18 protein-coding genes are annotated in these 11,392 nt (G+C 74.5%); 13 read left to right on the top strand and 5 right to left on the bottom strand.

What is annotated here, in order from left to right:
* The first annotated feature begins 109 nt into the window (after positions 1-109).
* Positions 110-661 carry a phosphatase PAP2 family protein gene (locus C2L59_RS17230; RefSeq protein WP_103350527.1) on the top strand — a complete coding sequence of 184 codons (552 nt, stop codon included), beginning with the start codon at positions 110-112 and terminating at the stop codon, positions 659-661.
* Here the strand turns inward: C2L59_RS17230 and zapE are convergent.
* Positions 615-1,634 (bottom strand): cell division protein ZapE, encoded by a 1,020-nt coding sequence (gene zapE, locus C2L59_RS17225; protein WP_103350526.1) that lies wholly within the window; start codon positions 1,632-1,634, stop codon positions 615-617. The two genes, C2L59_RS17230 and zapE, sit on opposite strands and share 47 nt — an antisense overlap.
* An 89-nt stretch (positions 1,635-1,723) precedes the next feature.
* Between zapE and C2L59_RS17220 the strand changes: the two genes are divergently transcribed.
* The 11 genes from C2L59_RS17220 to C2L59_RS17170 all read left to right on the top strand — a co-directional run bounded on the left by C2L59_RS17220 (position 1,724) and on the right by C2L59_RS17170 (position 8,647).
* A complete protein-coding gene (locus C2L59_RS17220; protein ID WP_103350525.1) occupies positions 1,724-2,464 on the top strand; it encodes a pyrimidine reductase family protein in 741 nt (246 codons plus the stop codon).
* Positions 2,461-3,015, top strand: coding sequence for an RNA polymerase sigma factor (locus tag C2L59_RS17215; protein ID WP_103350524.1), 555 nt, complete (start codon positions 2,461-2,463; stop codon positions 3,013-3,015). Before C2L59_RS17220 ends, C2L59_RS17215 begins: the two co-directional genes overlap by 4 nt.
* Complete coding sequence (locus tag C2L59_RS17210) at positions 3,015-3,434, top strand: hypothetical protein (RefSeq protein ID WP_103350523.1); 420 nt, start codon at positions 3,015-3,017, stop codon at positions 3,432-3,434. The genes C2L59_RS17215 and C2L59_RS17210 overlap by 1 nt, the downstream gene beginning before the upstream one ends.
* Before the next feature lie 83 nt (positions 3,435-3,517).
* Complete coding sequence (locus tag C2L59_RS17205; protein WP_103350522.1) at positions 3,518-3,955, top strand: Asp23/Gls24 family envelope stress response protein; 438 nt, start codon at positions 3,518-3,520, stop codon at positions 3,953-3,955.
* Complete coding sequence (locus C2L59_RS17200; protein WP_103350521.1) at positions 3,952-4,236, top strand: hypothetical protein; 285 nt, start codon at positions 3,952-3,954, stop codon at positions 4,234-4,236. The genes C2L59_RS17205 and C2L59_RS17200 overlap by 4 nt, the downstream gene beginning before the upstream one ends.
* A 28-nt stretch (positions 4,237-4,264) precedes the next feature.
* Positions 4,265-4,441 (top strand): hypothetical protein, encoded by a 177-nt coding sequence (locus C2L59_RS17195; protein ID WP_013224542.1) that lies wholly within the window; start codon positions 4,265-4,267, stop codon positions 4,439-4,441.
* On the top strand, positions 4,438-4,788 hold the full coding sequence (locus C2L59_RS17190; protein ID WP_103350520.1) for an Asp23/Gls24 family envelope stress response protein: 351 nt from the start codon (positions 4,438-4,440) through the stop codon (positions 4,786-4,788). Before C2L59_RS17195 ends, C2L59_RS17190 begins: the two co-directional genes overlap by 4 nt.
* 2 nt (positions 4,789-4,790) lie before the next feature.
* Positions 4,791-5,327, top strand: coding sequence for a DUF6286 domain-containing protein (locus tag C2L59_RS17185; protein WP_103350519.1), 537 nt, complete (start codon positions 4,791-4,793; stop codon positions 5,325-5,327).
* A complete protein-coding gene (locus C2L59_RS17180) occupies positions 5,324-5,923 on the top strand; it encodes an alkaline shock response membrane anchor protein AmaP (protein ID WP_103350518.1) in 600 nt (199 codons plus the stop codon). Before C2L59_RS17185 ends, C2L59_RS17180 begins: the two co-directional genes overlap by 4 nt.
* Before the next feature lie 27 nt (positions 5,924-5,950).
* Positions 5,951-7,030, top strand: coding sequence for an ATP-dependent DNA ligase (locus C2L59_RS17175; protein ID WP_103350532.1), 1,080 nt, complete (start codon positions 5,951-5,953; stop codon positions 7,028-7,030).
* 69 nt (positions 7,031-7,099) lie between these two features.
* The gene (locus C2L59_RS17170; RefSeq protein WP_103350517.1) at positions 7,100-8,647 is read left to right on the top strand and encodes an alpha/beta hydrolase; all 1,548 of its coding nucleotides are present in this window, start codon (positions 7,100-7,102) and stop codon (positions 8,645-8,647) included.
* Positions 8,648-8,787: 140 nt separating this feature from the next.
* Here C2L59_RS17170 and C2L59_RS17165 read toward each other — a convergent pair whose 3' ends face one another.
* The 4 genes from C2L59_RS17165 to C2L59_RS17150 form a co-directional block, all read right to left on the bottom strand.
* On the bottom strand, positions 8,788-9,936 hold the full coding sequence (locus tag C2L59_RS17165) for an RNA polymerase sigma factor (RefSeq protein WP_103350516.1): 1,149 nt from the start codon (positions 9,934-9,936) through the stop codon (positions 8,788-8,790).
* 3 nt (positions 9,937-9,939) lie between these two features.
* The gene (locus C2L59_RS17160; protein ID WP_103350515.1) at positions 9,940-10,122 is read right to left on the bottom strand and encodes a hypothetical protein; all 183 of its coding nucleotides are present in this window, start codon (positions 10,120-10,122) and stop codon (positions 9,940-9,942) included.
* A complete protein-coding gene (locus tag C2L59_RS17155) occupies positions 10,119-10,529 on the bottom strand; it encodes a YciI family protein (RefSeq protein ID WP_103350514.1) in 411 nt (136 codons plus the stop codon). Before C2L59_RS17155 ends, C2L59_RS17160 begins: the two co-directional genes overlap by 4 nt.
* Before the next feature lie 105 nt (positions 10,530-10,634).
* Entirely contained in the window at positions 10,635-10,877 is a 243-nt protein-coding gene (locus C2L59_RS17150) for a DUF2630 family protein (protein ID WP_103350513.1), read from the bottom strand.
* Positions 10,878-10,963: 86 nt separating this feature from the next.
* Here C2L59_RS17150 and trxA point away from each other — a divergent pair, with 86 nt between their 5' ends.
* A complete protein-coding gene (gene trxA / locus C2L59_RS17145; RefSeq protein WP_103350512.1) occupies positions 10,964-11,335 on the top strand; it encodes a thioredoxin in 372 nt (123 codons plus the stop codon).
* Positions 11,336-11,392: the final 57 nt, after the last annotated feature.

Genomic DNA, 11,392 nt, shown 5'->3' with positions numbered 1-11,392 from the left:
CCCAGCACCACCCAGCACGGCCACCACGCCCCAGCACCGCCACCACGCCCCAGCACCACCCGGCCGGCCACCAGGCCCGGCTACCCTCGCGCAGGTGAGGACGATCCGGGTGCCGGCCGCCGTCTGCGGCCTGCTCGCACTGCTGCTGGGCCTGCCGTTCGCCGGCGGCACCACCCCCGGCGCGGTCGACGGAGCCGCCGCCCGGGCCGTCGGGCACCTGAGCCCCGGCGTGCTGCGGGCGCTCGTCCTGCCCACCGAGCCGTACGTCGTGCTCGCCCTGGGCCTGCTCGCCGTCTTCCTCTGCCTGCGCGCCGGGCGGCGGCTGGAGGCCGCGCTCTGCCTGGCCGTGCCCGTCCTGGCCATCCTGCTGACCAGCTTCCTGCTCAAACCGCTGTACGACCGGTGGAAGAACGGCACCCTCGTCTACCCGAGCGGCCACACCGTCAGCCTGGTCGCGGTGCTGACCGTGCTCGTGCTGGTCACCCGCCGGGTGGTCGTCGTGGTGCTGGCCGCGGTGGCCCTGGTCGCCGCCGCGGCCGGGCTCGTCGGCATGGGCTACCACTACCTCACCGACGTCGCCGGCGGGACGCTGTTCGCCGTCGCGGTCGTGCTGTTCAGCTGGCCGGTGCGGCGTCGCGAGCCAGCGCCGTCAACCGGCTGACCGCGCGCAGGTACTTCTTGCGGTAGCCGCCGTTCACCATCTCCTCGGTGAACAGCGACGGCAACGGCTCACCCGACACCACCAGCGGGACGGCCCGGTCGTAGAGCCGGTCGGCGAAGGCGACCAGCCGCAGCGCCACGTTCTGGTCCGGCGCCGGGTGGGTGCCGCGCAGGTGCACGCGGGTGACGCCGTCCAGCAGCCGCCCGTAGCGCGACGGGTGCAGCGATGCCAGGTGCTCGCACAACGCGTCGAAATCGTCCACAGTGGACCCTTCGTGCGCGGCGGCCGACGCGTCGAGCTCCGCGGCGGAAACCGGCGGCGGGGCGTCCGGCAGGCCGCGGTGGCGGTAGTCCGGGCCGTCGACGCGGACCACACCGAAGCGGGCCGACAGCGTCTGGATCTCGCGCAGGAAGTCCTCGGCGGCGAACCGGCCCTCCCCCAGCTTCTCGGGCAGCGTGTTCGACGTCGCCGCGACGAACACCCCCGCGTCCATCAGCTCCTGCAGCAGCCGGGTGACCAGCGTGGTGTCGCCCGGGTCGTCCAGCTCGAACTCGTCGATGGCCAGGATCCGGTGCTCCGAGAGCCGCCGCACGGCCTCGGCGAAGCCCAGCGCGCCGACCAGGTGGGTCAGCTCGACGAACGTGCCGTACGCCTTGGGCGACGGCGCCGCGTGCCACGTCGAGGCGAGCAGGTGGGTCTTGCCGACGCCGAACCCGCCGTCGAGGTAGAGCCCCATCGGCCCGGCGGGCTCCGACGCCCCGCCGAAGAGCTTGAACCGCTTCTTCTCCCGCCGCGTCCCCACCTTCTCCGCGAACGCCGAGCACGCCTCCACCGCCGCCGCCTGGCTGGGCTCGTCGGGATTCGGGAGGTACGTCCCGAACCGGACGGCGCCGAACCGCGGCGGCGGCACCAGCGCGCCGATCAGCTCGTCGGCGGACAAATCGGGACGGCGGCCGGTCAGGTGCGCGGGCATGGTCCCAGAGCCTATCCGCGCGCCCGGTGCCGGTGAGCGGGCATATCCCCCGGTAGAGACGTGATTCACGGCCATGCTGGGATGATCGGGTGCAGCTTGTGTGGCCCGAACGGACGGGCGAACTGACCGGTTCGGACCTCGAACGGATCTACGCCTACCCCCCAAACCCGGACCGGCCCTGGGTACAGGTCAACTTCGTCGCTTCCGCGGACGGTGCCGTCGAGATCGACACGACGTCCGCCGGGCTGTCGCACGCCGCCGACCGACGGGTCTTCCTGCTCGGCCGCGACCTCGCCGACGTGATCCTGGTCGGCGCCGGGACCGCCCGCGCCGAGGACTACCGCGGCGTCGTCGCGGGCCCGGAACGCCTGGAGCGCAGGCGCCGGCTCGGGTTCACCGGTGTCCCGCCGATCGCCGTCGTGACGCGCACCGCCGACCTCGACCCGGCTTCCCGGCTGTTCACCGAGACCGTCGTCCCACCGATCGTGGTCACCACCGACAGCGCCGACACGCGCGCCCTGGAAGCCGCCGGGGCCGAGGTTTTGCGCGCGGGCGGCGACGACGTCGACCTGCCCCGCGCCCTCGGCCTCCTCGCCGCCCGCGGCCTGCGCCGGATCGACTGCGAAGGCGGGCCCGGGCTGTTCGCCCGGCTCGTCGCCGCCGACCTCGTCGACCAGCTGTGCCTGACCGTCGCGCCACTCCTGGTGGCCGGGACCGCGGGCCGGATCGCCGCGGGTGCCGCGGCCGCCGTGCCGCGCCGGCTCGCCCTGGCCTCGATCCTGGTCGAGGACGGCTTCACGCTCCTGCGCTACCGCCGGGACGCCGGGTGAGCGACGACGCCGAGCTGCTCGCCCGGGCCGCGGACGGCGACGAAACGGCGTTCGGCGCGCTGGTGCGGCAGCACACGCCGCGGATGTACCGGGTCGCGCTGCGGATCACCGGCAGCGCGGCCGAGGCCGAGGACGTCGTACAGGAGGCGTGGCTCGCCGCCTGGCGGTCGCTGCCCGGGTTCCGGCAGGAGTCGGCCGTGTCGACCTGGCTCTACCGCGTCGTCACCAACGGCGCGCTCGCCGTGCTGCGCCGCCGCCGACCGACGGTCTCGCTCGACGACCCGGACCCGCGGTCCACTGTGGACAGCGCGCTGTTCGCCGCGGCGGTGCCCGGCCCGGAAGGCCGGGTCGTGCGGGCCGAAGAGGTCGACGCGGTGCTGCGGGCGGTCGGCCGGCTGGAGGTGTCCCAGCGGGTGCCGCTCGTGCTGCGCGAACTGGAGGGGCTGAGCTACGAAGAGGTCGCCGACGTGCTCGACGTGAACGTCGGTGCCTTGCGTTCCCGGCTGCACCGGGCCAGGGTGGCGCTGCTCGCCGAGTTGAGGGAGCGGTGATGGCCGAGCCAGAGGATCCCGAGTCCGATCCCCGCTGGGACGCCGTGCGTGCCGCGGCCCGGCGCCGGGTGCCGACCCCGCCCGGCCTGGTCGAACGCGTGCTGCGGGCGGTCGCGCGCGGCCGCCGGACGGCCGTCGACGTGCCCGGCGAGGCGGGCCGGCTGCGCGTCACCGAAGGCGTCGTCACCCGGCTGGCCCGGACGATCGCCGCGGAGCGCGCCCCGGACGGCGTGCGGGTCTCGGCCGTCGCGGTCGAGGACGACGTCGTGGAGGTGCTGGTGTCGGTCCGGTTCGGCGTCGTCGCCGACGAAGCCGCCGAAGGGCTGCGGCGGGACGTCACCGCCGAGCTGGCCCGGCAGCTCGGGACCGCCACGACGGTGAACGTGCACGTCGTGGACGTCCATCCAGGGCGGAATTAGCCCGATCGGGCGACATTGCGTGAGGGTGGTGCCCGCCCGGGCATCGTAAGGGCGAGAACCCGCCGCGAGAGGAGCCCGCACGCATGCACCCGGAACGGACCGAGAGCCCCGGCACGGTCACCCCGCTCAACGAAGAGGGCGCCGCCGGCCGCACCACCATCTCGTCGCTGGTGGTGCAGAAGGTCGCCGGCCTCGCCGCCCGCGAGATCGCCGGCGTGCACACCCTCGGCGGCGGCGGGGTGTCGCGCGCGATCGGCGCGCTGCGCGAGCGGATCCCGGGTTCCGGCACGGTCACCACCACCGGCGTGTCGGTGGAGGTCGGCGAGAAGCAGACGGCGGTCGACCTGGACGTCGTCGTGGAGTACGGCGCGCGCATCACCGACGTCGCCCGCGCGGTGCGGCGCAACGTGATCACCGCGGTCGAGCAGATCACCGGCCTCGAGGTGATCGAGGTGAACATCGCGGTCAACGACATCTTCCTGCCGGGCGAGGAAGAAGCCGAACCGACGCGCGTGGAATGACCGGGCCCGACCGGGCGGCCTTCCGGGCGTTCGTCCGCACGCACCACCCCGACGCCGGCGGCGACCCGGCGGTGTTCGCGGCCGGGCTGGCCCGGTTCCGGGAGCCGGCTTCCCGTTACGACGCACCGGTGACGTTCGTGGCCCGCCGGCGCGGGGTGGCGGGCCTGCGCCGGGCGGCCACCCGGGCCGGCCGGCGCCGGGTGACGACGTCCCGCCCGCGCCACCCCCGCGTGGCGGCCCTGCTCGCCCGCTTCCGCCGCCGTCCGCCCCGCGTGCGGTGACCGTCCCGTCCCAGTCCAAGGAGGACACGTGAACGCAACGCAGACCGGGCTACTGGCCGGGCTGATCCTCGGCCTGGCCGCGACCCAGGGGTTCACCGCGTTCCTGGTGACCCTGGCCGTCGGCATCATCGGCCTGGTCGCCGGCCGGGTCCTCGACGGCGAACTCGACCTCGGCGAGCTCTTCGGCAAGGGCCGCGACAAGTGAGCCCCGCCCTGGACGTGCCGCGGGAGCTCGCCGAGCCCGGCGAGCGCGGCACCCTCACCATCGGGCACACGGTGGTCCGCAAGGTCGCCCAGCACGCCGCGGACGGCGTCCCCGGCACCGCGCGGGACGGCAAGAAGGGCGCGAAGGCGAAGGTCGGCGGCCACGACAACGACGTCGACCTCGCGCTCGACCTCGCCCTGCGCTACCCGGCGGCGGTCCGCGCGGTCGTCGGCGACGTGCGCGAGAAGGTGACCGAAGAGGTCGAGCTGCTCACCGGCTACCGCGTCCGGACGCTGGCGGTGACGGTGTCCGCGCTGCTGCCGGACGCGCCGCCGAGGGTGCGGTAGCCGTGCGCCCGTTCGTCCGCATCCTCGCCACCCTGCTCGGCCTGGCCTTCGCGGCGGCCGGGGCGCTGCTCGCCCTGGAGGTCGGCTGGCACTGGTGGCACCCGGGTTCGGCGCCGCTGCTGGTGCCGTGGCCGCGGTGGCAGGCCGGGCTCGCGTCGCTGGGCTGGGACGCCTACGCGGTGCGCGTCGGCGCCGGGGTGGTCGCCGCGGCGGGCCTGGTGCTCATCGCCTGCGCGCTGGCCGCCGGCAACCGCGCGGTCCGGCTGACCGACCCGGCCGACGGCGTGAGCGTCTCGACGTCGCCGCGCTCGCTGGCCCGGCTGGTCGGCCTCACGGTGCGCGCCCAAGACAACGTCGCCGGCGCGTCGGTCACCGCGAGCGCCCGCCGGATCCGCGTCCGCGCCAAGAGCACCCTCGAGAGCGAAGGCGAGCTGCGGCCGCGGCTGCTGGCCACGGTGTCGGCCCTGCTCGACGAGGTCCCGCTGGTGCGGCGGCCGAAGGTCTCGGTCGTCGTCGACTCGCCGAAGGACCGCCGATGAGCCGCTCGACCGCCGAGAAGGCGCTCGCCCGCTCGTACACCGGCGAACGCACGCTGACGTTCCTGGTCGGGCTGCTCGCCCTGCTCGGCGGGGCTCTGGCCCTGGTGGTCGGCTTCGGCTGGCTCGGCGAGTACCGCGGCCGCCGCCCCCTGCTGGACCCGATCGCGACGGGCTGGCTCGCCGGCCACGCGACCCCGGCCCGCATCGCGGCGATCGTGCTGGGGGTGCTGCTGTGCGTCCTCGGGCTCCGGTGGGCAGCGCGCTCCCTGCGCCCGGAACCACGCCCGGACCTGGACCTCGACCGCACCGAGGGCGCGGAACTGGTGGTCACGGCCTCGGCGATCGCCGCCGCGATCCAGGCCGACGCGGAGCAGCTCGACGGCGTCAGCCGGGCCCGGGTCCGCGCGGTCGGCTCGCGCACTTCTCCGGCGTTGCGCATCACGCTGTGGCTGCACGAAGGCACGGACCTGAAGGGTGTCTGGGCGGACCTCGACACGGGGGTGCTGACCAGGGCCCGGGATTCACTCGGCCTGGCGTCGCTGCCCGCCGCGGTCCGCCTGGAGCTCGACACGAGCCCGGCGAAACGCGTGCGCTGAACCGCGGTTTTCCGCAGAATGCGGGGCATGCCCCTACCGCTGCAGCCGCCGCTGAAGCCGATGCTCGCCAAGCCCGCCAAGGCCATTCCGGACTCCGGGGGCCTGCTGTTCGAACCGAAGTGGGACGGCTTCCGCTGCATCGTCTTCCGCGACGGCGACGAGCTCTACCTGCAGTCGCGCGCGGAAAAGCCGCTCAACCGGTACTTCCCCGAGGCCGTTGCGCGGCTGCTGGAGATCCTGCCGCCGCGGGTGGTGCTCGACGGCGAACTCGTCGTCGCCAAGAACGGGCGGCTGGACTTCGATGCCCTCACCGAACGGATCCACCCCGCCGAAAGCCGGATCACGCTGCTGGCCGGCGAACAGCCCGCCGAGTTCGTCGCCTTCGACGTCCTCGCGCTCGGTGACGACCTGCTGCTCGACGAGCCGACGTCCGTGCGCCGGGAACGCCTCACCGAGCTGGCGGGCGACCGGTTCCCGCTCACCCCGGCGACCACCGACCCGGAAACCGCGCGGCACTGGTTCGAGCTGTTCGAGGGCGCCGGCCTGGACGGCGTCATCGGCAAGCCGCTGGACGAGCCGTACACGCCCGGCAAGCGGGCGATGCTCAAGTACAAGCACCTGCGCACCGCCGACTGCGTGCTTGCCGGGCTGCGGTGGCACGTCGACGGCGGCCCGGGCGACCTCGTCGGGTCGTTCCTGCTCGGCCTGCACGACGACAACGGCGTGCTGCACCACGTCGGCACCGTCGGGTCGTTCCCCAAGGACCGCCGCCGCGAGCTGGCCGAGGAGCTGGCGCCGCTGATCACCGACGGCGAGGACCACCCCTGGGGCGGCCGCGCCACCGGCGAGGCCCAGCGCATCCCCGGCGGGATCACCCGCTGGCGCGCCACCGAACACGAATGGGTGCCGCTGCGGCCCGAGCGCGTCGTCGAGGTCGCCTACGAGAACACCGAAGGCGGGATGCCGTCGCGGTTCCGGCACAACGCGCGGTTCGTGCGGTGGCGGCCCGACCGCGAACCCGCGTCGTGCGACTACGGCCAGCTCGACGAGCCGGCCCGCTACGACCTCGACGCCGTCTTCCGCGGCCAGGTCGTGCGGACCCGCTAACCCGCGTCCCACACCGGCCGTGCGAAGCTCGGCCTGCCTTCTGCTCGACGAGACGTGAGGATCCCGCCCGTGCGCCGCCGCCGTACCCGTCTCCTGGCCGCGCTGCTCGCCCTGGCCGCCGCCGCGGGCTGCGCCGCGGGGCCGTCGGTCCGCCCGGCGCTGGTCGAGAACGACGGGAAGACGACCGGCAGCACGCCCACCCGGACCCCCGGGGTGCCGCTGCCGCCGCTGGGCGAGCCGCAGTCGCCGTCGCTGAAGTGGGCCGACTGCGACGACGACACCCGCCAGCGCATCGGCACCCCCGCCGTGCCGGACAGCCTGCACTTCACCTGCGCCCGCGTCACCGCGCCGCTCGACGCGCCCGGCGAGCCGCGGCGGTCGGTGGTGCGGCTGCTGGCGCTGAAGGCCGGCAGCGGCCCGGTGCCGCTGGTGGTGGTCAACGACGTCGACGGCGAACCGGGCAGCGTCTACGCCGCGCGGCTGGCCGCGACCCTGCCACCGGCGTTCCTGGAGAAGTTCTCGCTGATCGGCCTGGACCGGCGCGGCACCGGGCTCTCCGGCGCCGCGCAGTGCGTCCCGCCCGACATCCGGCACGACCTCATCGACGCCGACCCGGCCCAGGGCGGCCTGGGCGACGTGCTGGACGCCGCGCGCAAGGCCGGCCAGCAGTGCGCCATCGAGCTGGACGACTCCCAGACCGCGCTGGACAGCTGGCGCGCCGCGGGCGACCTCGACGAGCTGCGCAAGCAGCTGGGCTTGGAGCGGCTCGCCGCCCTCGGCCACGGCGACGGCTCGAAGGTGCTGGCCGAGTACGCCGTCCGCTTCCCCGCGCAGGTCGGCCGGATGGTCCTCGACGGCGTGCCCGACCCGGGCGCCGACACCGCCGCCGTCCTCGACGCCGTCGCCGCCGGGGCCCAGTCCACTTTGGACGCATTCGCCGCGGACTGCGCGGCGCGGCACTGCGCGCTGGGCGACCCGAAGGCGGCGCTGGCCGCGCTCACCGACCAGCTGCGGCGCACCCCGGCGTCGACGGCCGACGACGTCGCGTTCGGCCCGGGCGTCGCGATGTTCGCCGTCTACTCGGGACTCACGCAGCGCGCGCGGTGGCCGGAGCTGGCCGACGCGCTCACCGCGGCCCGCACCGGGAACGTCGAGCCGCTCGCCGCGTTCGTCTCGCCGGTGCTGCACGACACGCGCGCACAGCCATCGCGGATCGACGCCACGATCGCGACCCGCTGCAACGACAGCCAGACCCGCCTGTCGGCCGACCAGCTCGAGCAGGTCGCCGCCGGGATGCGCGCGAAGTACCCGCAGTTCGGCACGGTCGTCGCCCAGCAGCTGGCCTGGTGCGGTCCGTGGCCGGTGCGGACCGAGCCGCTGCCGGCGCCGGGCGTGCCGGGCGTCCCGCCGATCCTGGTCGCGGCGACCGCGACGGACCCGGTGACACCCCAGGTCGGCAGCACCCGCGCGGCCGACCAGATGCCGTCCGCGGTGACGATCACCTGGCAGGGCGCGGGCCACGGCGCCCTGGGCGCCTCCCCCTGCGTCACCGACGCGGCCCGCGCCTTCCTGATCGACGGCAAGATCCCCGCCGACGGCACCCTCTGCCCCGCCTGACCCGTGCGGGAACCCGGAACTCGCGTGATCAGACCCGTATCCGGCGTGATCAGAGCCGGAACTCGCGTGATTGAGGCCGGAACTCGCGAGTTCCGGCCTCAATCACGCGAATGACGGGCTCGATCACGTGAGTTCCGGGTTCAGTCACGCGGGATACGGGTGTTGAGGCGGGCCGCTTGGCGGGTGAGGTGGTCGACCTCGGCGAGGCTGGACGCCTTGGCCGCGGCCTCCGCGTAGAGCCGAGCCGCGGCCGGCAGGTCGCCGTCGCGCTCGTGGAGGTAGGCCGACACCGCTGTGTGGCGGGGCAGGGCCGGGTCGAGCTCGGCGAGGGCCGCGAGCCCGGCGCGCGGCCCGTCCGCCTCGCCGACGGCCACCGCGCGGTTGAGCCGCACCACCGGGCTGCCGGTGAGGCGGACCAGCTCGTCGTACCACTCGACAATCTGCACCCAGTCGGTCTCCGCGGCGTCCTGGGCGTCGGCGTGCAGGGCCGCGATGGCGGCCTGGGCCTGGAACTCGCCCAGCCGGTCGCGGGCCAGCGCCGCCTGCAGGATCTCCACGCCGGTGGCGATCAGGGCGGTGTCCCACCGGGACCGGTCCTGATCGGCCAGCGGGACCAGGCTGCCGTCCGGCGCCGTCCGGGCGGCGCGCCGGGCGTGGTGCAGCAGCATCAGCGCGAGCAGCCCCGCCACCTCGGGGTGGTCGATCGACGCCGACAGCTGCCGGGTCAGCCGGATGGCCTCGGCGGCCAGGTCGACGTCCCCCGAGTACCCCTCGTTGAAGACCAGGTAGAGCACGCGCAGCACGGTGGCGACATCGCCGGGCTGGTCGAACCGCACCCCCGACACGGTCCGCTTGGCCCGGCTGATGCGCTGCGCCATGGTCGCCTCGGGCACCAGGTACGCCTGCGCGATCTGCCGGGTGGTCAGCCCGCCGACGGCCCGCAGCGTGAGCGCGACCGCCGACGACGGCGTCAGCGACGGGTGCGCGCACAGGAAGTACAGCTGCAGCGTGTCGTCCACGGCCGCCGCGGGCCCGGGCGCCACCTCGGCGTCGACGACGTCCTCCCGGTGGCGGCGCGCGGCGTCGGCGCGGGTCGCGTCGAGGAACTTGCGCCACGCCACGGTGACCAGCCAGCCCTTGGGGTCCCGGGGCGGGTCGGCCGGCCAGCTGCGGAACGCCTCGACCAGCGCCTCCTGGACGGCGTCTTCGGCCGCCGCGAAGTCGGCTCCGCGGCGGACGAGGATCGCCAGGACGCCCGGGGTGAGGCTCCGGAGCAGGGTTTCGTCCACGGTTCAGCCGATCCCCTCGGGCCCGCGGACGCAGCCGGGATCGAACCGCACCTGCGCCCGCTGCCCGTGGCCGTCCGGTGTCCGCGGCATCGCCGTGCCGGACCCGACGCCGGCCGTCAGCTCCCCCGCCACCCCGACGATGCCCCCGTGCTCCAGCCGCGGCCGGACCACCTCGTCCCCGGTCATTCCGTGATGGTGGGCGGCGCGGTCAGGAACGGCCGCAGTTCGAGCCACTCGTGGATCGGCTCCCCGTTCGGGCCGGGTGCGGCCGACAGCTCCGCGGCCAGTTCGAGGGCGCGTTCGTAGCTGTCGACGTCGATCACCGTCCAGCCGGCGATGAGGTCCTTGGTCTCCGGGAACGGGCCGTCGGTGACCGGCGGCCGTCCCTCGCCGTCGTAGCGGACGAACGTCCCCTCCGGGGCGAGGGCCTGGTGCTCGACGAACTCGCCGGTCGCCTGCAGCTTGGCCCCGAAGTCCTGCATGTACTGCACGTGCGCGGTGATCTCTTCCGGCGTCCACCGGTCGATGGGCGCGTCGCAGTTCGCCGGGGCCGGCGCGCCGCGGTAGTGCTTGAGCAGCAGGTACTTGGCCATCGTGGTACTCCCTAGGTGGGTGGGCGACCCATTCTGGCCGCTCGCACCTCGGGGACGGAGCCGGTTCCGGCGTTTCGACATCGCCGCCGGAACTTTTTTCCGGACCTACTGGCGGTAGGACTCCACCTCGGACACCGGGCGGGCCTCGGCCTCGTCCGGGTTCTCGTGGAACTCGGTCTTGGCGCGCCGCTGGCGCAGCAGGTCCCAGCACTGGTCGAGCTGCTGCTCGACCGCGGTGAGGCGGTCCTTGTCGCCGCCGCTCAGCCCCACGCCGACCGAGCGCGACCGGAGCTCGTGCTCCTCCGCGATCAGCTCGTCGATCCGGCCCAGGATCTCGCCGTCGGCCATCAGGTCCTCCTCTTCGCAGGTGCGGTCGGTGCAGACGCTACCCCGGCCCCGGGAATTCCCGCCGGGCCCGGTTCGTTGACCAGGGCATGAGCACCGTTGAGCTGACCGCCGAGAACTTCGACCAGACGGTAACCGACAACGAGTTCGTCCTGATCGACTTCTGGGCGAGCTGGTGCGGGCCGTGCCGCCAGTTCGCGCCGGTCTACGAGAAGTCGTCCGAGAAGCACGAAGACATCGTCTTCGCGAGCGTCGACACCGAAGCGCAGCAGCAGCTCGCGGCCGCCTTCGACGTCCGCTCGATCCCGACGCTGGCCATCATCCGGGACAAGACCCTGATCTACGCCCAGCCGGGCGCGCTGCCCGAAGCCGCGCTCGAAGACCTCATCAAGCAGGCCCGCGACGTCGACATGGACGAGGTCAAGCGCAAGGCCGCCGAAGCCGAGGCCGAACAGGCCTGACCACCACCACACGCCGAAGGCCGCCCCGGGAGTTTCCGGAGCGGCCTTCGGCGTGTC

Origin of the sequence: Amycolatopsis sp. CA-128772 (assembly GCF_002904295.1) — a bacterium.
GTDB lineage: Bacteria > Actinomycetota > Actinomycetes > Mycobacteriales > Pseudonocardiaceae > Amycolatopsis.
The sequence above is the reverse complement of the archived record's forward strand: the minus strand, read 5'-3'. Positions and strand labels throughout refer to the sequence as shown.

What these genes read in the sequence shown, in the direction of transcription:
- zapE (WP_103350526.1), bottom strand. Translation starts at nt 1,634, where the DNA reads ATGCCCGCGCACCTGACCGGCCGCCGTCCCGATTTGTCCGCCGACGAG.
- C2L59_RS17210 (WP_103350523.1), top strand. Translation starts at nt 3,015, where the DNA reads ATGGCCGAGCCAGAGGATCCCGAGTCCGATCCCCGCTGGGACGCCGTG.
- C2L59_RS17205 (WP_103350522.1), top strand. Translation starts at nt 3,518, where the DNA reads ATGCACCCGGAACGGACCGAGAGCCCCGGCACGGTCACCCCGCTCAAC.
- C2L59_RS17200 (WP_103350521.1), top strand. Translation starts at nt 3,952, where the DNA reads ATGACCGGGCCCGACCGGGCGGCCTTCCGGGCGTTCGTCCGCACGCAC.
- C2L59_RS17180 (WP_103350518.1), top strand. Translation starts at nt 5,324, where the DNA reads ATGAGCCGCTCGACCGCCGAGAAGGCGCTCGCCCGCTCGTACACCGGC.
- C2L59_RS17175 (WP_103350532.1), top strand. Translation starts at nt 5,951, where the DNA reads ATGCCCCTACCGCTGCAGCCGCCGCTGAAGCCGATGCTCGCCAAGCCC.
- C2L59_RS17160 (WP_103350515.1), bottom strand. Translation starts at nt 10,122, where the DNA reads ATGACCGGGGACGAGGTGGTCCGGCCGCGGCTGGAGCACGGGGGCATC.
- C2L59_RS17155 (WP_103350514.1), bottom strand. Translation starts at nt 10,529, where the DNA reads ATGGCCAAGTACCTGCTGCTCAAGCACTACCGCGGCGCGCCGGCCCCG.
- C2L59_RS17150 (WP_103350513.1), bottom strand. Translation starts at nt 10,877, where the DNA reads ATGGCCGACGGCGAGATCCTGGGCCGGATCGACGAGCTGATCGCGGAG.
- trxA (WP_103350512.1), top strand. Translation starts at nt 10,964, where the DNA reads ATGAGCACCGTTGAGCTGACCGCCGAGAACTTCGACCAGACGGTAACC.